24 protein-coding genes are annotated in these 23,104 nt (G+C 62.6%); 14 read left to right on the forward strand and 10 right to left on the reverse strand.

From position 1 onward, the window contains the following. Positions 1-5: 5 nt before the first annotated feature. The 3 genes from HX821_RS10160 (at position 6) to HX821_RS10170 (ending at position 3,837) form a co-directional block, all read left to right on the forward strand. The gene (locus tag HX821_RS10160; RefSeq protein WP_003219663.1) at positions 6-1,217 is read left to right on the forward strand and encodes a DNA-binding transcriptional regulator; all 1,212 of its coding nucleotides are present in this window, start codon (positions 6-8) and stop codon (positions 1,215-1,217) included. 54 nt (positions 1,218-1,271) lie between these two features. Next, positions 1,272-3,422: a phosphocholine-specific phospholipase C gene (locus HX821_RS10165; protein ID WP_177035694.1), complete on the forward strand. Its 2,151-nt coding sequence runs from the start codon at positions 1,272-1,274 to the stop codon at positions 3,420-3,422. Between the two features lie 139 nt (positions 3,423-3,561). Next, complete coding sequence (locus HX821_RS10170) at positions 3,562-3,837, forward strand: hypothetical protein (RefSeq protein WP_003219667.1); 276 nt, start codon at positions 3,562-3,564, stop codon at positions 3,835-3,837. Here HX821_RS10170 and HX821_RS10175 read toward each other — a convergent pair. Continuing rightward, positions 3,828-5,543: an amidase gene (locus HX821_RS10175; protein ID WP_008436013.1), complete on the reverse strand. Its 1,716-nt coding sequence runs from the start codon at positions 5,541-5,543 to the stop codon at positions 3,828-3,830. The two genes, HX821_RS10170 and HX821_RS10175, sit on opposite strands and share 10 nt — an antisense overlap. 152 nt (positions 5,544-5,695) lie before the next feature. Between HX821_RS10175 and HX821_RS10180 the strand changes: the two genes are divergently transcribed. Continuing rightward, on the forward strand, positions 5,696-6,001 hold the full coding sequence (locus HX821_RS10180; protein WP_003219672.1) for a putative quinol monooxygenase: 306 nt from the start codon (positions 5,696-5,698) through the stop codon (positions 5,999-6,001). 86 nt (positions 6,002-6,087) lie between these two features. Beyond that, entirely contained in the window at positions 6,088-6,342 is a 255-nt protein-coding gene (locus HX821_RS10185; protein WP_177035695.1) for a hypothetical protein, read from the forward strand. 14 nt (positions 6,343-6,356) lie between these two features. Here HX821_RS10185 and HX821_RS10190 read toward each other — a convergent pair whose 3' ends face one another. Next, a complete protein-coding gene (locus tag HX821_RS10190) occupies positions 6,357-7,157 on the reverse strand; it encodes an SDR family oxidoreductase (protein ID WP_087693038.1) in 801 nt (266 codons plus the stop codon). Positions 7,158-7,277: 120 nt separating this feature from the next. Here HX821_RS10190 and HX821_RS10195 point away from each other — a divergent pair, with 120 nt between their 5' ends. Beyond that, the gene (locus HX821_RS10195) at positions 7,278-7,802 is read left to right on the forward strand and encodes a MarR family winged helix-turn-helix transcriptional regulator (RefSeq protein WP_003219677.1); all 525 of its coding nucleotides are present in this window, start codon (positions 7,278-7,280) and stop codon (positions 7,800-7,802) included. 74 nt (positions 7,803-7,876) lie between these two features. Next, positions 7,877-9,205: an LLM class flavin-dependent oxidoreductase gene (locus tag HX821_RS10200; protein ID WP_003219678.1), complete on the forward strand. Its 1,329-nt coding sequence runs from the start codon at positions 7,877-7,879 to the stop codon at positions 9,203-9,205. A gap of 262 nt (positions 9,206-9,467) precedes the next feature. Here HX821_RS10200 and HX821_RS31965 read toward each other — a convergent pair whose 3' ends face one another. From HX821_RS31965 to HX821_RS10215, 3 genes are read right to left on the reverse strand one after another with little or no spacing between them, the layout of a single operon-like run. After that, positions 9,468-9,989 carry a hypothetical protein gene (locus tag HX821_RS31965; protein ID WP_043225000.1) on the reverse strand — a complete coding sequence of 174 codons (522 nt, stop codon included), beginning with the start codon at positions 9,987-9,989 and terminating at the stop codon, positions 9,468-9,470. A 60-nt stretch (positions 9,990-10,049) separates the two neighbouring features. Continuing rightward, entirely contained in the window at positions 10,050-10,688 is a 639-nt protein-coding gene (locus HX821_RS10210) for a helix-turn-helix domain-containing protein (protein WP_008436005.1), read from the reverse strand. A gap of 4 nt (positions 10,689-10,692) precedes the next feature. Continuing rightward, positions 10,693-10,851 carry a hypothetical protein gene (locus HX821_RS10215; RefSeq protein WP_003219684.1) on the reverse strand — a complete coding sequence of 53 codons (159 nt, stop codon included), beginning with the start codon at positions 10,849-10,851 and terminating at the stop codon, positions 10,693-10,695. A 216-nt stretch (positions 10,852-11,067) separates the two neighbouring features. On the opposite strand from HX821_RS10215, the gene HX821_RS10220 reads away from it, so the two are divergent. Continuing rightward, positions 11,068-13,215 (forward strand): TonB-dependent receptor domain-containing protein, encoded by a 2,148-nt coding sequence (locus HX821_RS10220; protein WP_177035696.1) that lies wholly within the window; start codon positions 11,068-11,070, stop codon positions 13,213-13,215. Positions 13,216-13,266: 51 nt separating this feature from the next. Here the strand turns inward: HX821_RS10220 and HX821_RS10225 are convergent, their stop codons facing one another. Next, on the reverse strand, positions 13,267-13,578 hold the full coding sequence (locus tag HX821_RS10225) for a hypothetical protein (RefSeq protein WP_102605590.1): 312 nt from the start codon (positions 13,576-13,578) through the stop codon (positions 13,267-13,269). Positions 13,579-13,752: 174 nt separating this feature from the next. On the opposite strand from HX821_RS10225, the gene HX821_RS10230 reads away from it, so the two are divergent. The 3 genes from HX821_RS10230 to HX821_RS10240 all read left to right on the forward strand — a co-directional run bounded on the left by HX821_RS10230 (position 13,753) and on the right by HX821_RS10240 (position 17,818). Further along, entirely contained in the window at positions 13,753-14,298 is a 546-nt protein-coding gene (locus tag HX821_RS10230) for a sigma-70 family RNA polymerase sigma factor (protein ID WP_003219688.1), read from the forward strand. Next, entirely contained in the window at positions 14,295-15,239 is a 945-nt protein-coding gene (locus HX821_RS10235; RefSeq protein ID WP_008435992.1) for a FecR family protein, read from the forward strand. The genes HX821_RS10230 and HX821_RS10235 overlap by 4 nt, the downstream gene beginning before the upstream one ends. Positions 15,240-15,328: 89 nt before the next feature. Next, positions 15,329-17,818 (forward strand): TonB-dependent siderophore receptor, encoded by a 2,490-nt coding sequence (locus tag HX821_RS10240; RefSeq protein WP_177035697.1) that lies wholly within the window; start codon positions 15,329-15,331, stop codon positions 17,816-17,818. Positions 17,819-17,873: 55 nt separating this feature from the next. Here the strand turns inward: HX821_RS10240 and HX821_RS10245 are convergent, their stop codons facing one another. The 3 genes from HX821_RS10245 to HX821_RS10255 form a co-directional block, all read right to left on the reverse strand. Continuing rightward, positions 17,874-18,473, reverse strand: coding sequence for a TIGR00730 family Rossman fold protein (locus HX821_RS10245; RefSeq protein ID WP_177035698.1), 600 nt, complete (start codon positions 18,471-18,473; stop codon positions 17,874-17,876). Positions 18,474-18,550: 77 nt separating this feature from the next. After that, positions 18,551-19,963 (reverse strand): PLP-dependent aminotransferase family protein, encoded by a 1,413-nt coding sequence (locus HX821_RS10250; protein WP_177035699.1) that lies wholly within the window; start codon positions 19,961-19,963, stop codon positions 18,551-18,553. A 17-nt stretch (positions 19,964-19,980) separates the two neighbouring features. After that, complete coding sequence (locus HX821_RS10255; protein ID WP_087693030.1) at positions 19,981-20,583, reverse strand: FMN-dependent NADH-azoreductase; 603 nt, start codon at positions 20,581-20,583, stop codon at positions 19,981-19,983. Positions 20,584-20,778: 195 nt separating this feature from the next. Between HX821_RS10255 and HX821_RS10260 the strand changes: the two genes are divergently transcribed. The 3 genes from HX821_RS10260 to HX821_RS10270 all read left to right on the forward strand — a co-directional run bounded on the left by HX821_RS10260 (position 20,779) and on the right by HX821_RS10270 (position 22,369). Beyond that, positions 20,779-21,225 (forward strand): carboxymuconolactone decarboxylase family protein, encoded by a 447-nt coding sequence (locus HX821_RS10260; protein ID WP_029615984.1) that lies wholly within the window; start codon positions 20,779-20,781, stop codon positions 21,223-21,225. A 67-nt stretch (positions 21,226-21,292) separates the two neighbouring features. Continuing rightward, a complete protein-coding gene (locus HX821_RS10265) occupies positions 21,293-21,613 on the forward strand; it encodes a multidrug efflux SMR transporter (protein ID WP_087693029.1) in 321 nt (106 codons plus the stop codon). Positions 21,614-21,730: 117 nt separating this feature from the next. After that, positions 21,731-22,369 (forward strand): hypothetical protein, encoded by a 639-nt coding sequence (locus tag HX821_RS10270; protein WP_177035700.1) that lies wholly within the window; start codon positions 21,731-21,733, stop codon positions 22,367-22,369. Between the two features lie 62 nt (positions 22,370-22,431). Here HX821_RS10270 and HX821_RS10275 read toward each other — a convergent pair whose 3' ends face one another. Next, complete coding sequence (locus HX821_RS10275) at positions 22,432-22,977, reverse strand: hypothetical protein (RefSeq protein WP_003219695.1); 546 nt, start codon at positions 22,975-22,977, stop codon at positions 22,432-22,434. Positions 22,978-23,104: the final 127 nt, after the last annotated feature.

The following is a 23,104-nucleotide window of genomic DNA, read 5'->3' on the forward strand; positions in this document are numbered from 1 at the left end:
CCCCTGTGAAAACTGTCCCGCCTGTGCACCGGATTGCCCTGCTGTTCAATGGCAACAAGATCTATGATCGCGGCATCATCACCGGGATCGGCAACTACCTGAGCAGTACGCGGGTGTCGTGGGATCTGTTCCTGGAAGAGGACTTCGTCTGCCGGCTCAAGGGTATCGAGCGCTGGCATGGCGACGGGATCATTGCCGACTTCGACGACCCGGCGATGGGCCCCGCGTTGGCGGGTGTGCATGTGCCGGTGGTGGCGGTGGGCGGGTCTTATGAGGATGAGCGGGCTTACCCACGGCATACTCCGTACGTGGCCACCGACAATTTCGCCCTGATCAAGCTGGCCTATGAACACCTGATCGAAGCCGGGCTGACGCGCTTTGCCTGTTTCAGCCTGCCTGAAGCCGATATCAACCGTTGGGCCCAGGAGCGCGAAAAAGCCTTCCGCCGCCTTCTGGAGCGCGATGGCTTGCCGGTGGAGGTGTATCGCGGGCTCGGCACCAGCGCGCCGCTGTGGGACTCGGCGGTGGAGCAACAAATTGCCTGGTTGCACAGCCTGCCCAAACCCATCGGCATCATCGCGGTCAGCGACGCCCGAGCCCGCCAGTTGCTGCAGGCCTGCCTCACCGCCGGCATCCCGGTGCCGGAGCAAGTGGCACTGATCGGCATCGACAACGACCCCTTGACCCGCACCCTGACCCGCGTGCCGCTGAGCTCGGTGATCCAGGGCACTGAAAAAATGGGCCGCACCGCCGCGCGCCTGCTGCACCAGATGCTGCACGGCATGCCTTCGGCAGGCAGCCAGATCCTGGTGCCGCCGGAAGCGGTCAACGTGCAGACCTCAAGCCTGCACCAACCCCTCGGCCATCCCTACGTGATGCAAGCGCTGCATTTCATTCGCCAGTACGCCTGCCAGGGCATCAAGACCGCCCAGGTCGCCAACTACGTCGGTGTGTCGCGGTCGTCCCTGGAAGCGCATTTTCGCAGTGAACTGAACCGCAGCGTCCACGATGAAATCCTGCGCTTCAAACTCGCGGCTGCGGTTTCCAGCCTCGAAAATACCAGGGCCGCGATTGCGGATATTGCCTATGACTGCGGGTTCAAATCCGCCCAGTACCTGCACACGGTGTTCAAGCGCGAGTTCGGGTGTACGCCGAGGGAGTATCAGGTGGGGCAGGTCGAGCGCGATTCGAGCGATGTCATTTCTTTGTCGCCTTGAGTCCCTATTTTGTCCTGAGCCTCGCTCCAGAACTTCAAGGGATTGAATCGTCTTATGCCGACTCTTACACGCAGAACGTTGTTGCAAGCAGCTGCCATCGGATCCGCCTACACCCTGTTGCCCGACTCCATTCGCCAGGCCCTGGCGATCCCCGCCAACAACCGCACCGGCACCCTGATGGACGTCGAACATGTGGTGATCCTGATGCAGGAAAACCGCTCCTTCGATCACTACTTCGGCACCTTGCCGGGTGTGCGCGGGTTCAGTGACCGCTTCACTATTCCACTGCCGGGCGGGCACCGGGTGTGGGAGCAGCAGGGCGTTGGGCGGCGGATCCTGCCCTATCACTTGGACAGCTCCCGTGGCAACGCGCAGCGGGTCAGCGGCACGCCGCATTCCTGGGTCGACGAGCACGCCGCCTGGAGCAGCGGCCGGATGAACGCCTGGCCAACGTTCAAGACACCCACCTCAATGGGTTACTACCGTGAGCAGGAAGTGCCGTTCCAGTTCGCCCTGGCCAACACCTTTACCCTGTGCGACGCCTACCACTGTTCGGTACACGCAGGTACCAATCCCAATCGGCTGTTCCACTGGACCGGCACCAACGGCCCGACCGGTGCGAATGTGGCGGCGGTGGTCAACGAATGGGACGGCCCCGGCGCGGTGGGCGTGGGCTACACCTGGAAAACCTATCCCGAGCGCCTGGAAGAAGCGGGTGTGAGCTGGAAGGTTTACCAGTACCTGCCGGATAACTTTGGCGACAACCCCTTGGCCGGGTTTCGCCAGTTTCGTGCGGCCAGCGTCGCGGCCGGCAACCCCGCCGTGCCACCGAAAGACTTCAAGGATTTTGTGCCCTACAGCGATCAATTGAACGCCCGCGTGCCGTTGTACAAAGGCAATGGCAACACCCTGCCGGCGGTCAGCGGCAGCGACCTGGAATCGATCATCCAGGGCTTTCGCAAGGACGTGAACGACGGGCGCCTGCCACAGGTGAGCTGGCTGGTGGCGCCGGCCGATTACTCCGAACACCCCGGGCCTTCCAGCCCGGTGCAAGGCGGCTGGTTCACCCAGGAAATCCTCAAGGCACTGACCGCCAACCCGGACGTGTGGAGCAAGACCGTGCTGCTGGTCAACTACGATGAAAACGACGGTTTCTTCGACCACGTGCCGTCGCCGTCAGCCCCGTCCAAACGCCTGGATGGCAGCTTTGCCGGCAAGTCCACGGTGAAGTTCGACAGCGAGATCTTCACCCACCCGGCACCGCCCGGCTCTAGCCAGCAACCCGCGCCGGACGGCGGGGTGTACGGCCCCGGGCCGCGAGTGCCAATGCTGGTGCTGTCGCCGTGGAGCCGTGGTGGCTGGGTCAATTCCCAGGCGTTTGATCACACCTCCGTGCTGCAATTTCTGGAGAAGCGTTTCCACGTGCGCGAACCCAATATCAGCGCCTGGCGCCGGGCGGTGTGCGGCGACCTCACCTCGGCCTTCAACTTCGTCAACCCCAACACCGAGACCCTGCCGCCGCTGCACACCATCAGCCGCCAGGCCGCCGACTCCCTGCGTCAACGCCAGGAGCAGCTGCCCCAGGTCGCCCTGCCGACGGTAGGCCAGCAACAGGCGCCGTTCCAGGCGCGAATGGCGCGGCCATCCCGGGCGCTGCCGTACCAGTTGAACGTTGAAGGCTCGGTTGACCGTCGCGCCAGTTCGGTGAGCCTGGACTTCTTCAACAATGGCGAACAGGGCGTGGTGTTCCACGTCTACGACCGCCTGCACCTGGACGAGGTACCGCGCCGCTACACGGTGGAAGCCGGCAAACACCTCAGTGACACCTGGCAAGTGGCGGGCGCCTACAAGCTCTGGCTGTTGGGGCCGAATGGGTTCCACCGTTCGTTCAAGGGGCACCTGCAGCGTCGCGAGCCGGAGTTATCCCTGGCGTATCACGGTGACACCTTGCTGCTGAGCCTGGTCAACCCCGGCAAGCGTGCGGCCTCAATCACCATCGAGCGTTGCCCTTACACCAAGCAGGGGCCGTGGCTGCTGGAGATTGCGGGCGGCAGTACCGTGCAACGAACGTTCTCCTGCCAGCCGAATGGGGGCTGGTATGACTTCAAGCTACGTGACGAGCATGGTTGGGTTCGGCGGGTGGCGGGGCGGATCGAGACGGGGGCGCATAGCATCAGTGATCCGTTGATGGGCAAGCGTGTGTGAAAGGCTGTTGATCTGCGGGGTGATTTCGTGGGCTTTTTCCCTGTTTTGTGTAGGAGCAGGGCTTTCTCCCCATGCAGCGCTTGAAACGCCACCCCTCTGGGCCATAGCCTCACGCTTTTCCTGACACTGAGGCCCGGCATTGGGTAAGCGAAAAACGGTTTGGCCCACGGAGCGGGAAGTTCGACTGCGCTTTATCCTGCTGGCAATCATTGAAACGGCCTGTATTCGGGGCGTTCCCCTCGAACGCCTGCTGCTTTCATACATACTGTTGCGCAACAAGCCGACCCAGGAGCAACTTTGGGAGGCCATCAGCGATTGCCTGCTCCTCGACGAGATGCGTGGCTTTCGATTTGAACCCGGGTCGGAAGCCGATCGGTTGATGCGCAAGATCAGCAGCGAAATCAATCAGTCCTGACGAGCCACCAGCGCCGGCGTGCGCGGCGGCACCAGGCGCTTGCTGCCCGTCGACTCATAGGCCGATGCCAATCGCAGCAGCGCCGAATCGTCATACGCCCGGCCAGCAAATGTCAGCCCCACCGGCATGCCGATGTCGGCCATGACGCCCATGGGCACCGTCACTGTCGGCACGCCCAAATGGCGGATGGCGAGGTTGCCGTTGGCGACCCACACTCCGTTGCTCCAGGCGATATCCGCCGACGCGGGATTCACATCCGCATCCGCCGGACCTACGTCGGCGACTGTCGGAAAAATCACCGCATCCAGCCCCAGGTTATCCATCCAGTCTTCAAGGTCGATGCGTCGTGTCTGTTCCAGGCCGCGCAGGCCGTCGGGCACGGTGCTGATCCTGTCCCACGGCGTGATGCCGCGCTCGGCCATGCGCACGTATTCGTCCATGCCGGCGGCCAGGTCGTCTTCGCGGTTGGGCAGGGTGCCGGGGTCGTGGGGGAAGATCTTCGGGCCGTCGACATCCGCCAGGCGGTTCAGCGCAGGGTCGCCGTTGGCCCGCAGGAAATCATCGAACGCCCAGGCCGACAGTTCCCACAATTCATCGTGGAGGAATTCCTTGGACACCAGGCCTCGGGTAAACACTTTCGGTGCGCCCGGGCGATCGCCTTCGCAATTGGAGACTAGCGGGAAATCCACCTCGACCACTTCTGCGCCGGCGGCTTCAAGTGCCTTGCGCGCAGCTTCCCAGAGTTCGATCACCGAGGCCCGGGTTTTGATTGGCTGGCCAGTAGGGCCGCCGATTCCCGGGGCGTCGCTGGTGCCTGCCTCGGGGTCGGCGTTGATGTACATGCGCGGCACGCCGAAGCGTTTGCCAGCGAGTGCATCGCCGGTCGCGGCCAGGTCTGCATAGGATTGCGGGCGTACCGAGGCGACGCCGGGGATCGGCACCCAGGGTTGCATCCGCCACAGGTCGCCGCGTGTGTCGGGGTCTTCTGCGACCACGACGTCGAGCACTTCAAGCAGGTCGGCCATGGTCCGGGCGTAAGGCACGACCACGTCCATGGTCGGGGTCAGCGGCCAGTTGCCGCGCACCGAGATCACGCCACGGGACGGGGTGTAGGCACACAGGCCATTGTTGGACGCCGGGCCGCGCCCGCTGGACCAGGTTTCTTCCGCCAGGCCAAACGCCGCGAAGCTCGCCGCAGTCGCCGTGCCGGCGCCGTTGGAGGAGCCCGAGGCGAACGGTGCGGTGAGGTAGTCGGCGTTGTACGGGCTCTCGGCCCGGCCATATACGCCGCGCTGCATGCCGCCGTTGGCCATCGGCGGCATGTTGGTCTTGCCCAGGCAAATGGCGCCTGTTGCCCGCAGTCGCTCGATGGTGAACGCATCGCGGTAGGCAACCAGGTTCGCGAAAGCCGGGCTGCCGGAAGCGGCGGTGAGGCCCTTGACCAGGTAGCTGTCCTTGGCCGTGTAGGGAATGCCGTCGAGCGGGCCCAGGGTTGTGCCGCTGGCCCGGCGTGCGTCGGATGCCCGGGCTTCCTCCAGCGCTTGCGGGTTGCGCACCACCACCGCGTTGAGCGCGGTGGCAGTCGTGGGGGCGTCGTAGGCGTCGATCCTGGCGAGGTAAGCCTCGACCAGTTCAACCGCCGTGGTCTGGCCGGATTCGAGCGCAGTGCGCAGCTGGGCAATGGAAACTTCGGTTACTTCGATCACGTGGTTATCGCCGGGTGCAGAAAAGGGGGAGGGCTTGAGTGCTGACTCAATCCAATCAGTGAAAGTAGCTTACTGATAGATTTTTCATAGCGCCAGAGAATGGCATCCCTTACTGTGGCCGCTCAATTTCCTTATCGATAACGGTGCTGTTTATGTCCGATGAAGTGCGGCTTGTCGTCATCATCAATACCCAGCCTGGCCGGGGTGCGGACCAGTTGGCGGCCTTTGCCGGGCTCGCTCCGCTGGTCCGGGCCGAAGCCGGTTGCATCCAGTACGACCTGCATCCGGTCGAGGGCAACAGCGACAGTTTTGTGTTGATCGAGACGTGGGCTTCAAAGGCGGCGCTCAAGGATCACCACGCAGCGCCGCACATGCTGGAAGCCGCGAAGCACAACCCGACATTCCGTGCGGGCCCCTCCAACGTATTGGTGCTGGAACCTGCCGTCCAGGCACGTTGACTTCAACCCGGCAGCTCAAGGGTTTATCATTGCCCCTTCATTTTTTGCTGCCCGGAAAGATTTCGATGTTGTTTACAAGGACTGTCATGGCGAGCGCACTGCTCGCCGTTCTGGCCACCCAGGCCCACGCGTCCAGCCTGGACCTGACCTACGAGGCACCTGTCCTCAGCGCTGTACCGCTCACGCCGCAGGCTGAGCCCAAGCCGCGCTCTCCGGTCAAAAGCCTTGCGCCGGTGACCGTGGAAAACAGCTGCACCGGCCGCGAGTGCACCTACGAAGGCGACATCAGCCTGCCCCGTGAGGAGCAGACTGTGCGGCGTATTTCCATCGGTATTCAATAAAGCCGGCTGGCGCCTCAGACGATCCCATACCGGGGCGCCGGCTTGCCTGTTTGCGTGGCCGCAAACAACGCACCACGCGCCGCATCATAGGTCTCCCACAACGAACCATCGGCCACCGACGGCCAGGTGATCGTCTCACCCTGATCCAGCCCGGCCAGTGCCGCGTCCACCAGGTTTTCGGTGGTCATGACCGACTCCTGTTCCAGGGCGGAAAGCGGAATGCCCGACGCGTCCCAGATCTCGGTAGCGGTGGCTGCCGGCAACACGATCTGCACCTTCACCCCGGTTTCCGCCAGTTCCGATTGCAAGCCACGGCTGAATGCCAGGACATAGCTCTTGGTGCCGCTGTACACCGAGCTGACCGGCAGCGAGTGCACGCCCAACACCGATGCCACGTTGATGATCAAACCTTCATTGCGCACCAGCATGCCCGGCAGCGCCGCGTGGGTCAGGCGGGTGAGGGCGGTGATGTTCAGGGCGATCTGGGTCGTGGAATCCTCGACCGAGGATTGAGCCAGCGGATGCAGGCGGGCCAGGCCGGCGTTATTCACCAGCACCTGGATCGCCGGGTTGCCGGCGAGCAGGCTTTCAACGCGGGCCAGGTCCGCGGGGTTTACCAGGTCGGCGCCGATGGTCTGGACCTCGCGCCCGTAGGCTTGAGTGATCTTCGCCGCCAGTGCTTCGAGGCGGTCTTCACGACGGGCGACCAGGATCAAGTCGTAACCACGGGCTGCCAATCGGTCGGCATACACGGCGCCAATACCTGAAGAAGCACCCGTGATCAGGGCAATTTTTGTGGAAGCAGGGATCGACATGAACGGCTCCAATAGATGAGTACTCAACCAATATTGTTGAGGGCTCAAGTTATAGGCTTGGCGTTTGTCCTTGTCAATGGTTTAGTACTCAATCATTCTACCGGCATGGAGGATCTGAAAATGCCAACACACAAGACTGACAAGCCTGATGCCCGTGCCGACCTTTTGAGCCTGCTGGGGGACGTGGCGTGCACCAACAACGCACTGCGCCGTGCCGCCCGGCGGCTGGGCCAACTGTATGACGAAGCGCTGGCGCCGATTGGCCTGAAGGCTACGCAGGTCGGCTTGCTGGGTGAAATCGCCCGGTGGGCGGCGGTGGATGAGCAGGCAGGGCCGACGTTGCAGGAGCTGGCCGGACGCCTGGCGATCCTGATGTCGGCGCTGACCCATGCGATGAAGCCGCTGGTGCGCGACGGGATTGTCGAGCTGCGCCCGGATGCCCTGGACAAGCGCACCAAACGCTGCGTGCTCACGCCCAAGGGCGAAGCGCTGTTCAGTGAGGCGCTGGTGTACTGGGCGGCCGCCAATAACCGGGTAGAGGAGGTGCTGGGGCATGATTCGGCCGCGCAGCTGCGGGGCATGGCAGACCATGTCGCCTCCGAAGAATTTCTGGCGGACTACAACAGCCGATCCGCGCAGGCATAAGTCAGATCCTTTGGTTATTAGACAGACGCCGTTCGCCCATCCGATGCTGGGCCCCTCTCGATCAGGGGCTTTCCATGACCACTCAACGCCAACTGAAGCTGGGCGCGTTCATGCGCCCGGTCAGCATCCACACCGGCGCCTGGCGCTATCCCGGCGCTTACCGTGACGCCAACTTCAACTTCACGCACCTCAAGCAGTTTGCCCAAACCCTGGAGAAAGCGCGTTTCGATGCGTTCTTCATGGCCGACCACCTCGCCCTGCTCAACATGCCTATCGACGCGTTGAAGCGCAGCCACACCGCCACCTCCTTCGAACCGTTCACCTTATTGTCGGCCCTGAGCCAGGCCACCGAGCACATCGGCCTGGTAGCCACGGCCTCGACCACCTACGACGAACCGTTCCACATTGCCCGGCGCTTCGCGTCCCTGGATCACCTGAGCAACGGCCGCGCCGGCTGGAATATCGTCACCACTGCCAACCCGGATGCGGCGCAGAATTTCGGCCTGGAGCAGGCCTATGCCCACGACGAGCGCTACGCCCGTGCGCGGGAGTTCTACGATGTGGTCACCGGGCTCTGGGACAGTTGGGCCGATGATGCCTTCATCCGCGATGCCGACAGCGGTGTGTACTTCGACCCCGACAAGCTGCACACCCTCAATCACCAGGGCCGCTACCTCAATGTGCGCGGCCCGCTGCACATTGCCCGCCCGGTGCAGGGCTGGCCGGTGATCGTGCAGGCCGGCGCCTCGGAGCCGGGCCGGCAATTGGCGGCAGAAACCGCCGAGGTGATTTTCGTGGCGCCCGGCACGCTCGAGGAAGGGCGTAAATTCTATGCCGATATCAAGCGCCGGATGCTGGCGGTGGGGCGGCATCCCGACCATCTGAAGATCTTGCCCGGGGCGTTTGTGGTGGTCGGCGATACGCTGGAAGATGCGCGGCGGATTCGTGCGCATCTCGACAGCCTGGTGCATTACGAAAGTGCGATTGCCTCGCTGTCGATCGCGCTGGGTACCGACGCGACGAAGTTTGATCCCGACCAATACCTCCCGGCGATTCCCCAAACCAACGCCAGCCAGAGCTCCCGCGAACGGGTACTGGCGCTGGCTGATCGCGAACAGTTGACGGTGCGCCAATTGGCCCAGCGTCTTGGCGGTTATGCAGGTCTCTCGTTTGTCGGCACCGCCCACAGTATTGCCGATGAGATGCAGCAGTGGCTGGAAGAAGAGGGCAGCGATGGCTTCAACATCATGTTCCCGTGGCTGCCGGGCGGGCTCGATGACTTTGTGGCCAGGGTGGTGCCCGAGTTGCAGGGGCGCGGGATCTTCCGGCGCGAGTACGAAGGCTCTACCCTGCGGGAAAACCTCGGGCTGCCGCGTCCGGCGAACCGCTTCTTCGCCGAATGAGCGGGTATTTCTACCGTGGTTAGATCGTTTATTTCCTTCTGATTGGGGGCCATTCCCCAATCGCATATCCATCGCGCCGGTTTGGCCCTGATAGCGGAGCCGGCCGGCGTGATTACGCCAAAGCATCTGTCATCACGGAATTATCCGCTGCCGCGCCCCGGGAAATCCCCATGCAGCGTCTATTCCTGCTGCTGGGCCAGCGTCTTGCGCCGTTGTGCGGCCTCTCTAGAATCGGCCCCAGAACTTACTCATTTCCTGTCGATTACGGAGTTTCGAAGATGATGAACGCCATGCAGATGCCAATGAACAACGCGATGCCGATGATGCCGATGATGGGCATGCCGATGATGATGGCAACCATGACCTGCAAGATGACCGACGAGGCCATGATGTGCACCATGAAGCCGGCCGCGGGCATGGACATGGCGATGTTCAAGAACAACGCCGAAATGATGGCGATGATGATGAACTGCGGCATGCCGATGATGATGCAGTGCGCCAACATGTCGATGATGTGCATGTCTGAAGACGGCATGGCGATGATGAACAGCATGTCGACCATGAACATGCCGATGATGATGCCGATGGGCATGCCTATGCCGATGATGAAGTGCGTCATGGAATGCAAGATGGAAGCCGACTGCATGACCTGCAAGATGATGCCGATGCCTGGCATGAGCATGGACATGATGAACAACTGCTGCATGCTGATGATGAAGATGATGAACGACTGCGCCATGCCGATGATGATGAGCTGCAACGGCATGCCGATGATGTGCTGCACCTGCTGATTCGTTTGGCGTGAGATCAAAAAGCCCCGGCGAGTGCCGGGGCTTTTTGCGTTTCAGTCCAGGCGTTCCGGGTAGGTGATCACCAGGAACGCCACCGCCTCACTGTCTGCGGGGTTGCGGTAGCGGTGGGGCTGGTCGGCGTAGAACAAAATCGAATCACCGGTGGACAGCAGGTAGCGTTCCTCGTTGACGCTGACTTCCAGCACGCCCTGGGCCACCACCAGGTTTTCCTGGATGCCGGGCCCGTGACCTTCTGAAATCTCCTCGCCGAGGGCCTTCAGGCGTATCTCGTAGAACTCCGACTGGCGCGCCATATCGTACGGAAACAGCGCCCGGCTGATGAAGCTGCCATCGGCACTCACCAGGCGTTTGCTTTGTTGCGCCGGCAGCAGTTCAACCCCTTCGAACGCACGGTTCTCCAGGAACGCCGCCACCGACACTTTCAAGCCTTTGGCGATCTTGCACAGCACCTTGATCGACGGCACGCTGCGCCCGGACTCGATCTGCGCAAGCATCGCCCGGCTTACGCCGCAGTTGCGCGCCAGGGCATCCAGCGACAGGTAGCGTTTACTGCGCAGGCGCTGCAGGTTCTGCGCGACGCACTGGCCGATGGCGTCATCGTCGCCGCTGTTGCAGTCCTTGGGTTTGGTGGGGAGGTCGGGCACTTCGGGTATCGCATGCAGGAAATTCATCGCCTCACGCCCGGCGGGTATCGCTGGACGTGGTGACGTGTGCGGTAAACAGCGCGACCCCGGCCCGTGCCGCATACATCGCCCACATCAGTTCAGCCGCTGCGCGAGCCTGGCGGCGTTTGCGGTGGAGGGTGAAATCGATGACGGTGGCGGATGTTTGCATGACGTAAATCTCTGGGGACTCAATGGCTCTACAGTAATCGGTGCCGCTTATTTCCATAAATACTGAGTTTGCATTTGGTAATTCTATTTTGGACTTAACGCCGATGGGGGCCTGTGCGTTCATCAATGGTGACCCGCCGCGCTTCACGGGCTTCCCACCACAGACCTTGTGCCGGACCGAGCCCGTCGCAAAAACGAATTCCAAGGATTTACCCCCATGCCCCCCGCGTTTCCGTTCACCTCCCGAAAAGCCTGGCCCTTGCTGGGCTTTGGCGCCGCCCTGAGCTTCAGCCCGGTTTCCCAGGCCGACGACACATTGCAACTGGCCCCCGTCGAAGTCAGCAGCGCCGAACTCAGCGCCGACGAACTGGCCCAGGCCCAGCTCAAGAGCGTGCCCGGCGCCACCAACTACATCGACATGGGCAGCGTCGATCAGGGACGGGTGAGCACCAACGAGGACGTGTTCAAGTACCAGGCCGGTGTTTATGCCAAGGCGGCAAACAACGAAGGGGTGAAGCTTTCGATCCGTGGCTCGGGTATCAACCGGGGCCCGGGCGCCCACGCTTCCGGCCTGTATGAAACCTTCGACGGCCTGCCACTGACCGGCCCGGGTGGCACGCCCTACGAACTCAAGGACCCGTTGTGGCTCAGCCGCGTTGAAGTGCTGCGTGGCGCCAACGGTTTTGACCAGGGCGCATTGGCCCTGGGTGGGGCAGTCAATTACGTGACCCACACCGGCTACGACGCGCCCAGGCTGCAAGTACGCTACGAAGCAGGCAGCCATGGCTACGGCCAGCGAGAGATCAGCTCGGGCCAGGTGCTGGGGGATGCCGACTACTACATCAGCCTCACCGACTCGCAATACGACGGTTTCCAGGACCACAGCGCCGGCAGCGGCAAGGGCATCGCGGCCAACTTCGGCTACCGCTTCAACCCCGACCTGGAAACCCGCTTCTACTTTCGCTACCGCGAAACCGACAACGATTCCCCCGGCAAACTGACCCGCGACCAGATCAGCCACGACCCGCGCGCCGCCGCCAGCCTCAACGTGGCGCGAGACTCGAAACGCACGCAACCGGGCTCGACCTGGATCGCCAACAAAACCACCCTGCACCTGGACGACAACGCCCGGGTCGAGGTCGGGCTGGCGTATCACGATTATCCGATGGACCTGCGCGAGGGCACCAACCGTCTCAAGGTTGCCTACACCGACGTCAGCGGCACCCTGAATTACATCCGCCAGGACACATTGTTCGGGCGTGACAGCAAGACCACCCTCGGCCTGCGCACCACCCAGGCGATGCCGAACAACGGCGGCTCGGAATTCGTGCGGATCCCCACCGGCAATACGGCGGACTACGCGCCCGGCACCAGGACCCGCGACTACAGCTACCTGGGTTCGGACACCGTGCTGCATATCGGCAACGACCTGGAACTGCTGCCGGACCTGTGGCTGACCACCGGGCTGGCGGCGATCTACACCCGTCGTGAAACCGAAGTCAGCTACCCGCAGACCCACACACCCATCAGCCAGCACGATTGGGATTACGCATCAAGGGTTGGCCTGCGCTACGACTTCAGCCCCCAATTGCAGGTGTACGGCAACCTGAGTCGCTCGGTGGAACCGCCCCATGCGTGGTCGATGATCTGGGGCTCCAACAAGTACTTCCCCGTGGGCAGCGGCCCGGCCAGCGGTTTGCAACGTGAAGGGGTGAAGCTGAAAAACCAGACCGCCACCACCCTGGAAGTCGGCGGTCGCGGTGAAGCATGGTTCGGCCAGTGGGACCTGGCGCTGTACCGCTCCGAGGTGCGCCACGAACTGCTCAGCGTCGAAACCCAGGCCGCGACGTCCACCACGTCCGCAATAATCGCCGAATCCAACGCCAGCCCAACCGTGCACCAAGGCCTGGAGCTGAGCCTGATCAGCCCGCTGTGGGACGGGGGCCGCACGGGCCAGCTCGCCCTGCGCCAGGCCTACACCTACAGCGACTTCCACTACCGCAACGACGACCGCTTCGGCGACAACACCTTGCCCGGCATCCCCAGGCACTACTACCAGGCGCAATTGCGCTACAGCCACCCGAGCGGTTTCTACACCAGCCTCAATGGCGAACATTCATCGCGGGTCGCGGTGGACTACGCCAACTCCTACTACGCGGCGGCCTACACACTGCTCGGCGCGACGCTCGGGTACGACGCGCCGAAGCACGACTGGCAAGCCTGGGTCGACCTGCGCAACCTGACCAACCGGCGTTACGCGAACACGGTCACGCCGGGTTATGACGACAAGGGGCTGGATGTGGCGCGGTCGACGCCGGGGGATGGCATGGGGGTTTACACCGGGGTTTCCTGGAGCTGGCGTTAATCCGTAAAGTGTTTGATGTTGGCAGTGGGTGATTGCTGGCAGGGCGCATGTTCAGCGAACGAAGGCTGCATGCACCAGGCGCTGCAGCTGCGTTCGCTCCCACAGGCTCATCAGATCGAGCGGATTGGTGCCGTAACGTTGCCAGGTGTCCAGTGAACCTTGCCTGTTATCCGGTGCAATACAGCGCAGGCAGCACTCCAGAGCCGTCCCGCAGGTTGACAGCGTGACCTGCCAGCCGTCGATGTCGACAACCATTTGCTCGTCGCTGGAGCTGACGGGTTTCAGCGTTCGAACCTCTAATGCCACGTCCTTGAGCAGTTGATAGGCCTCGCGGGTAGAGACCGTGTTGGCGAAGGTTGTCATGCGTGATGTCCTTGTATGAGTCGCAGAAGTGTCGCGTGCGCACTAGTCGCTTTCAAGGTGGGCACAGCAAGTCGCAGATTCGTTGCAAGCCATCACTCCATCCTTGCTCCCCCTTCGTTTTACTGTCATCGTTCGCGCAATTGGTAATCTTTCTTGTTTGAGAAATTTTTGCGCATGCATGACTTTCCTGTAGCTGATGGTGATATAGCCCGTCGCCAGCAGACCATCACCACCCTCTACAGCGACCATCATTCCTGGTTGCACGGTTGGCTGCGCAAGAAACTCGGCTGCTCGCAACATGCCGCCGACCTGGCCCACGACGCGTTTATCCGCATCCTGCTGCTGGCCGATCCCCATACCATCAAGGAACCCCGCGCCTTCCTGGCCACCACGGCGGGGCGCTTGATGATCGATGGCGCGCGTCGGCGGCGCATCGAAAAGGCCTACATGGAAGCCCTGGCGATCCAGAGCGAAGATGCCGGCATGCCGGACCCGGCGGCGATTCATGTGGCACTGCAGGCCCTGGAACGCATTGCCGAAATGCTCATCGGCCTGCCCGCCAAGGCCCGCGAGGCATTCCTGCTCAGTCGCCTCGACGGGCTGACCTACAGCGAAATCGCCGAACAACTGCAGGTGTCTTCCAGCACCGTGAAGAACTACATCTCCAGTGCGTTGGTGCATTGCTATCACACCCTGCACGGGGCGGACCCGCTGTCGTGAGTTCCGAGCAGATCATCAGTGAAGCCGCCCGCTGGCTGACGTTGTTGCACGACGACCACGTGACCGAGGCCGACCGCGCGGCCTTCGAGAAATGGTGCCAGGCCGATCCACGGCATGCCGTCGCCATCGAGCGCATGCGCAGCCTGTGGGGCAGCCTCGACGAGTTGCCCGCCGCCCCGGCGCGCATGGCCCTGAACCGTGCATTTGCCCCACAGAAAACAAGGTTTGCCGCCCGTAGCACCCAGGCCGTCGCGCTGTTGGGTGTGTTGCTGTGCGGCTGGGCCGGGATTGAGCGCCTGCCGGTGTGGATGGCCGACCAACGCACCAGCGTGGGCGAACGGCGCCAGGTGGCACTGACCGATGGCAGCCAGGTGCAGCTCAACAGCAACTCGGCACTGGACGTGAAGTTTGACGGCCACCAACGGGTGATCGAACTGTTGCAGGGCGAGATGTGGGTCGAGGTAGCCAAGGACGCGCAACGGCCGTTCGTGGTGCACACCGACCAGGGCACGGCCACGGCGTTGGGCACGCGGTTCCTGGTGCGCAAGGCCGAGGATGGCGCGACCGTGGTCACCGTGATCGAGTCCACCGTGGCCGTCAAAGGCACCGTTGCGGGCGACGTGAAAGTGCCGGCGGGGCAGAAGTCCACGCTCCAGGACGGCCGTGCCGGCACCCCACAACCCATCGGCAACGCCGACCCGGATGCCTGGACCCGTGGTTTGCTCAAGGTCGACGACCAGCCCCTGAGCGAGGTCCTGCAAACCCTCGCCGGTTACCGCCATGGGCTGGTGCGCTTTGATCCGCAGGCGCTGCAAGGGATGCGCGTGTCCGGGGTATTCAAGCTCGATGACACCGGCGCGGCACTGGCGTCGCTGGCGGATAACCTGCCGATCAAGGTGGAGTACTTCACGGATTTGGTGGTGGTGATCAAGCCGCTGTAAAAAGTCTGAATAAAAACTGCTCTCATTCATACCCGATTTTCCGACATGGCCGTCATGACTAATAGAACCCCCATTTCCCAGGACTTCTCATGTCGCGCCTTGCTCGTCCTTTACAGCCATTGACCCTTTCAGTGGCGATGGCGTTTGCCGCCGTACCCCTGCTGACCGTTCAAGCGTCCTACGCGGCTGAAAGCGCTGCGTTCTCCATTCCCGCCGGTGACCTGAGCCAGGCCCTCAACAGCCTCGCCGAACAGGCGGGCCTGGTATTGGCCTTTGATTCGAGCCTGACCCGCGGCAAACGCAGCAATGGCCTGAACGGGCAATACAATACCGACGCCGCCCTGGCCCAAGTGTTGGCCGGCAGCGGCCTGCAAGCCCTGAAGATCGCCGACGACCGCTACCGTCTCGAAGCCATCCCGCACACCGATGGCGCCATGGAGTTGCAGGCCACCACCATCAGCGGCGCGTACCCGTCGGAAAGCCCCACCGGCCCGGTGTCTGGCTACGTGGCCACCCGCAGCCTGTCGGGCACCAAGACCGACACCGCACTGATCGAAACCCCGCAGTCGATCTCCGTGGTCACCAAAGACCAGATGCGCGCGCAGAACGCCGAGAGCCTCAACCAGATCCTGCGCTACAGCGCTGCCGTGATCCCGGAAACCCGTGGCTCCACCGCCTCGCGTCTCGACCAGTTGACCATCCGTGGCTTCACCCCGGCGACCTACCTCGACGGCCTGCGCATGCCGTCGAGCCGGGATGCCTTGCCGCAAAAAGACGCCTTCGACCTGGAGCGCGTCGAAGTGCTGCGCGGGCCGGCGTCGGTGCTGTACGGGCAGGGCACCCCCAGCGGGGTGATCAACATGGTCAGCAAACGCCCGCTGGACACGCCGTTCCATGAAGTCGGCGTCGAGTACGGGACCTTCAACAAGAAGCGCACGACCTTTGACTTGAGTGGCCCGCTGGACGACCAAGGCGTTTATTCCTACCGCGTTGCCGGCCTGTTCGACGATGCCGACGGGCAGATCGACCACACCGAAACCCGGCGTCAATCCCTGTCCACCGCCTTCACCTGGCGCCCGGACGAGAATACCTCGCTGACCTTGCTCGGGCACTTCCAGAAGGACCCCAAGGGCGCGTCCTACGGCTCGATGCCAGCCTGGGGCTCGGTGCTGCACAGCCCGACGGGGCGCAAGATCGACGTGGATTTCTACGACGGCGAGAAAAGCTTCGAGAAGAGCGACCGCGAGTATTACTCCATCGGCTACGCCTTCGAACATCACTTCAACGATGTCTGGACTGTGCGCCAGAATGCGCGCTACCTGCGCAGCGAAGGGCAATACCGCAGCCTCTACAGCAACTACCTGGAGAGCGATTACCGCACCATCCGCCGCTCGACCACTGCCAGCGACGTGAACATCGACGCCTATGCCCTCGACAACCAGTTGCAGGCCAAATTCGACACCGGCCCGTTGCAGCACACCGTGCTGATGGGCGCCGATTACCAGAACACCAGCACTGACACCAAGTCGGGCAACGGCGTGTACACGGCAGGGCCTACGCTGGATATTTTCGACCCGGTCTACGGCGCGGCCGTGCCGGTGCCGGCCTACACCAGCGACGCCACCTCGCGCAGCGAGCAAACGGGGGTGTACCTGCAAGAGCAGATGAAGTGGGACAAATGGGTGCTGTTGATGGGCGGGCGTTATGACTGGGCCAGCACCGACAACAGTACCCTGGCGATGACCACCCAGAAAAAGACCAAGTCGTCCCAGGACAGCAAGGCCTTCACCGGCCGCCTGGGCCTGGTCTACCTGTTCGATAACGGCCTGGCGCCGTATGTCAGCTACTCGGAATCCTTCCAGCCGCAATCCGGCACGGGCTACGGCGGTTCGACGTTCCAGCCGACCGAGGGCAAGCAGACGGAAATCGGCATCAAGTACCAGCCGCCGGGCAGCAACAGCTTCATCACGGCTGCCATTTTCGACCTCCGCCAGACCAACGTACCGACGCTGGACCCGGACGCTTCCCACCTGTGCAACGGCTCCCGCTGCCAGATTCAGGACGGTGAAGTGCAATCCCGCGGGTTTGAACTGGAAGGCAAGGCCAGCCTGAACGACAACCTGGATATCACTGCGGCCTATGCCTACCTGGATAACCGCATCAGCAAATCCAACAACACCGTGCGTTATGCGCCCATCAGCGACATCGGTGTCGGCCCGGCCATTGCGGCCGAAGGCACCACCACCTACGCGGTTCCGCGTCATACCGCGTCGGCCTGGGCGGATTACACCCTGCACGACGGCACGCTGAAGGGCTTCGGCGTGGGGGCCGGTGCGCGCTATGTCGGTTCTTCCTGGGGCGATACCGCCAACACCCTGAAGGTGCCCGGTTACACCCTGTTTGATGCAGCGGTGCACTACGACATCCCGCACATCAATCGTCAGGGTGACAACCTGCGCCTGGCGGTAAACGCCACCAACCTGGCGAATAAAGAGTACGTCGCGTCCTGCTATTCCTACTCGTGGTGCTGGTATGGCTCGCAGCGTACCGTGCAGGCCAGTGCGACCTATCAGTGGTAAATAAAAAGGCCTTGGCGAAAGGATTCGGGAGCAGCATCGCCAAGACCGAAAAACGTTAGTTCGCCACCGGCTCAATCAGCTTGGAAACCACCGGCGCCTGCCACTGCTCCAGGGCATCAATCAGGGCGCCGGGGTCTTCGTTGAACATCAGCATCCGGCTATGTTCGACCTTCATGAAGCCCTCCTGCACAGCGTGATCGAGCAGGGCGCGCACCGGGTTGAAGAACCCCGCCGTATTCAGGCACGCCACGCCCTTGTGGTGTTCGCCGACCTGGGTCAGCGTGGCCGCCTCGAACAACTCCTCCAGGGTTCCCAGCCCGCCGGGCAAGGCAATGAAACCGTCGGCGCAGTCGCTCATGCGTGTCTTGCGGCTGCGCATGTCTTGAGTCACTTCATGGTGGGTAAGCCCGGCGTGGGAATGGCCGCGTTCATGCAGTAACTCGGTGATCACGCCGATGACTTCGCCACCTTCAGCCAGCGCAGCATCCGCCACCACGCCCATCAAGCCCTTGTGGGTGCCGCCGTAGACCAGGCGTATGCCGCGCCGGGCGATTTCCCGACCGAGGGCTTGGGCGCCATCCGCATAGCGCGGGTTGAAGCCGAAATTGGTACCGCAGAAAACTGCAAGGCTGCGCAGGGGAGTGGGCATGGGCATTCCAGGCGGGTGAGGACGAGCTGTCCAGCATGGCGCCACTCGCCGGTGGGCAAAAGAGCCAAGAACGCGCTGGCGGATCAGGCCATGAGTGCGTCCAGGATGCGTTTTCCAAGGGCTTCGGCGATGGCCTCGGACTCGATATTGGCAAAGCCCAGCAGCAGGCCGGGGCCGGTCTGGCCTTGAATATTCCAGTCGCTCAAGGCTTCGGCATAAATGCCGGCCTGCGCCAGGCGTTCCACGCACAGGCGGTCTGACTGTTGTGCATTGAGGCGCAGGATCAAGTGCATCCCGCCCGGCTGGGCGTCAATCGAAATATGCTCGCCCAAGGCCTTGCGCAAGCCCCTGGCGGTGGCCTCCCGACGCTCACCGTAGAGTTTGCGCATGCGCTGGATATGCCGCGCAAAATGCCCCTCGGTCATAAACGTTGCGACGATCGCCTGGGTCAACTCCGGGCAGCCCCCGAGGAAGGTCTGGCTGACATGTTCGAAGCGTTCCACTTGAGCTGCCGGCACCACCAGATAGGCCAGGCGGATGCCGGGGAACAACACCTTGCTGAAGGTTCCGGCGTACAGCACCCGGCCGTCGCGGTCCAGGCTCTTGAGGGCCGGCAGCGGGCGGCTCACGTAGCGGTATTCGCCGTCGTAGTCGTCCTCGATGATCCAGGCCTGCTGGCGACTCGCCCAATCCAGCAGCTCCAGGCGCCTGGGCAAGGCCAGCGAGACACACAGCGGGCTTTGATGGGCCGGCGTGACCACTACGGCGCGGGCGCCTTTGCCCTGTTGCACGGCCTGGGATACCTGCATGCCATCCGGGTCCACCGGCACCGGTATGGCCTTGATATTCAGGTAATCCAGCAACGGTCGGGTGAACAAGTAGCCTGGGTCTTCCACCAGCACCCGATCGCCCGGTTCCAGCAGTGCATGGGCGATCAGCCCCAGCGTATTGCGATAGCCCGAGGTGACGAAGACCTGCGCTGGCGAACAGTGGATGCCCCGGGCGACCTGCAAGTAGCTGGCAATCGCCGTGCGCAGCGAGTGCAGGCCGAACACGCACGGGTTGGCCATGTCGGCGACCTGGGTGGCCCGCACGCAGCGGGCGGCGATTTTCGACCAGATCTTGCGCGGGAACGCGTCCAGTGCGGGCAGCCCCATTTGAAACGGCAACACGGCGGCCTTGTGCCGCACGGCATTGTGGTCGCTGGCCGTCATGGGGCGCTCCGGCAGGCTGGCCTTGATCCCTTCAGCCACCACCGTGCCGGCCTGGCCTCGGGCCTGGATATAACCCTCGGCTGCCAGCAGCGAATACGCCGTGTCGATGGTGCCCCTGGCCAACCCCAGCTCCTTGGCCAGGGCCCGGGCTGCGGGTATGCGTTCGCCCGGCTTGAGCAAACCGTCGGCAATCGCGCTGCGGAACCGCCAGTAAAGTTGCCGGTAAATCGGCTCCGCGGTGCCGGCGTCCAGCGGTGAAAAGGCCTTGATCGAAGTGCTCATCCGGCGGCGGGTCCTGTTCAGGTGGCGAAATAATCGTGCAGCGCCTGGTCGGTCTGGCGGCGCGTCTGGGCCAGAGTTTCCGGGCGGGAAGCGGTGCCTTCGACGGTGAAGAAGGTCACGTCATGCAGGCCGATCATGCCCAGTATGGTTTTCAGGTACGGCGTCAGGAAGTCCGGCTGGTGCGCGCGCTCCCCGGAAAACCGCCCGCCTGAGGCGATGGCGACGAACACTGGCCGGTCCTGCAACAGGCCGATCTTGCCCTGGGCCGAGATATCGAAGGTGCGGCGCACCCGTGCGATGTGATCGAGCCATAGCTTGAGGGCCGCGGGCACCGAGTAGTTATGCATAGGGGTGGCGATCACCACAATGTCGGCCAGCTCCAGTTCCTGAACAAGCCGCTCGGACTGGGCCATCGACCCCTCGGACGAGACGTCCACGAGGGACTGCTGGGACGTTGCATAAGGCTCGTCCACCGGTGCCAGGGCATTTGCGGCAATGCCGCGCTGGATCACCTCGGCGTCCGGGTGCCGCTGGCGCAGGCATTCAATGATCTTGAGGGAGAGGGCGTTGCTCTCCGACGCTTGCCCGCGAGGGCTGGCACTGACATGGAGGATATTCATGGTGCGTTGCTTCCTGGATGGATGGCCCTCAGTCTACGAACCCCATGACCCATGCCAAAGGGCCAAGAATCATGATTCAGAGTAGGCCATGTCCGCGGGTCCATGGCCTAGTGCTCAAGCCCGATCATGGATCTTTCTGGGTGGGCCATGGCGTCGCAAGATGGCGGCTTCATCCAACCGCTACAGGATTTCACCATGACAACGCGTCTCGACTACTCCAAAGCTTCCCCTGAAGGTTACAAGGCGTTCGGCGGGGTTTACGTCTACCTGCAAAACAGCGGCCTGTCCAAGGAGCTGATCGACCTGGTCTACCTGCGGGTTTCGCAAGTCAACGGCTGCGCCTTTTGCATCGACATGCACTCGCGGGACCTGCTCAAGCAAGGCCTGGCCGTGGACAAGCTGGTGCTGGTGCCAGTGTGGCACGACGCTGGCGCAGTCTTCACCCAGCGTGAGCGCGTGGCGCTGGCCTTTGCCGAAGCCGTGACCGCCAGTGATGTTTCGGACGCCGACTATGCGGCAGCGGCCGCCGAGTTCAGCGACAAGGAACTGGCTGACCTGACCTACGGCATCGCCTTGATGAATGCCTTCAACCGACTGGGCATCACCTTCCGTACCACGCCAGCGGCGGCTGCCAAGGCATAGCCAACGCTGATTCGGTGTGGCGGGGTTGCTCGCCACACACTCACTGTATTTCCTGAGGGCTCATCCCATGGCATGGCTACTGCTCGGCTTGGCCGGCATCCTTGAAATCGCCTTCGCGTTCGCGATGAAGGCCTCGGACGGTTTCACCCGATTCACCCCCGGATTGCTCACCGTCGTGACCGGCGTTTCCAGCGTGATCCTGCTGTCGATGGCACTGCGCACCCTGCCGGTGGGCAGCGCCTACGCGGTCTGGACTGGAATCGGCGCAGCGGGCACCGCGATCCTCGGCATGGCATTGCTGGGCGATTCCACCGCGCCATTGCGGGTTTTGTGCATCGTGCTGATCCTGGCCGGCGTGATCGGCCTGAAACTGGTCTCCGCCAACTAGTGCTGCCTGCGAGCGGGTATTTCTCGGAGATGGCCTTTTAACATTCCCACCCACTCTTTATCATCCGCCCCCAGCAACTCCGGCCATGGAGACGCTCCATTCACTAAGGAAGTCGTAATGCACATTGGAAAAATGCTGGGGTTGGCCCTGATCACGTTGTCGATGGGCGGCTGCGCCAGCTTCACGAAAGACGAAGTGGCACCCGTCACGCTGCCGTCGAAGGCCAGCTACGCCAACAAACCGAACGTCTACGTAGACTTCAAGTTCTACCAGGGCGAGCCGACAAATGCCGCCGCGGCCGAAGTCCCACAAGCGCGTGAGATGCTCAAGCCACAGCTGCAGAAAGTCCTGACTGACTCCGGCCTGTTTGGTCGCGTGACCCTGGATGAATTCCAGAAGCAGCCAGGCGATTACAGCCTGCGCCTGAAGGTCTACAACCATCCACCGGGTGGCGGCCAACTGGTACTGGCCTTTATCAGCGGCTTTACCTTCACCATCATTCCGGCGCTGGGGACTGATCAGTACACCATGAAGCTGGAATCGGTGGACGCACAAGGCCAGGCACTGAGCACCGGCTCCAACCACGACTCGATCAATACCTGGATGGGCATCTGGTTCATCCCGTTGATGGCCAACACGCCGAAAGACGCGGTGACCGATACCTTCACCCGCCAGGTCAATGCCCTGCTCAAGCAAATGGTCGACGGCAATAACCTGAAGTATTCGGCACTGGATGCCGACGTGCCACGAGCGTGACACGTAACTGAACGTTTGAAACAGCTGCGAGGGCAGGGTGGCCGATCCTCGCAGCCCAGGCCTTACTTAAGCGCCTTGATGAACAACGGGTCGCTGTACAGCGACTTGAGCAAATCCCGCACCATCGGGTTGTAGGCGTTGGCGGCATTCGGGATCGCAATGAACCCGAAGAACGAACTGGGCCAGGTGTGATTCACTTCCTTGGTCGCGTCGTACACCACGTCATTGCCCTTGAGCAGGGTAAACCGCGCGGCCAGCGTGCCGTTGCCGGAGCCCATGCCTGCCGACAGCGAATTCTTCACCACCAGCACTTGCAGATGACGTTCTGCTTGCGGGTTCAGCAGGCCTGCCAGTTGCAGTTCCTGGGTGATCGCAGCCTGGATATGCGCCGGGATGCTGCCACTGGGCGAGCGGATCGGGTTGGCACGTACAGACAACGAGCCTTCGCCCGATGCGGCCGTCACCTGGGCATTGCTGACGGGTTGCAGCGGCGCTGCCTGCTTGAGGACCTGGACGTTATCGAAGTTCGGCTCGTATTGCGTCATGGTGACGCCGCAGCCTTGCAACAGCAGTGCGAGCAATGGGGTCAACAGTAGAAGCTTTTTCACGGCGTTTCCTTGCGTGAGTGTGGGAGAGCGCCGCGATTATCGTCAGGCAATGGGCCATCGGCAACCAATAGTGGCAAAATGCCTGAATGGCAACGCTGTTACTCGGTTCGGTTTCAGGCCGGAAAAT

This window comes from Pseudomonas sp. B6001, from assembly GCF_013386015.1.
Lineage (GTDB): Bacteria > Pseudomonadota > Gammaproteobacteria > Pseudomonadales > Pseudomonadaceae > Aquipseudomonas.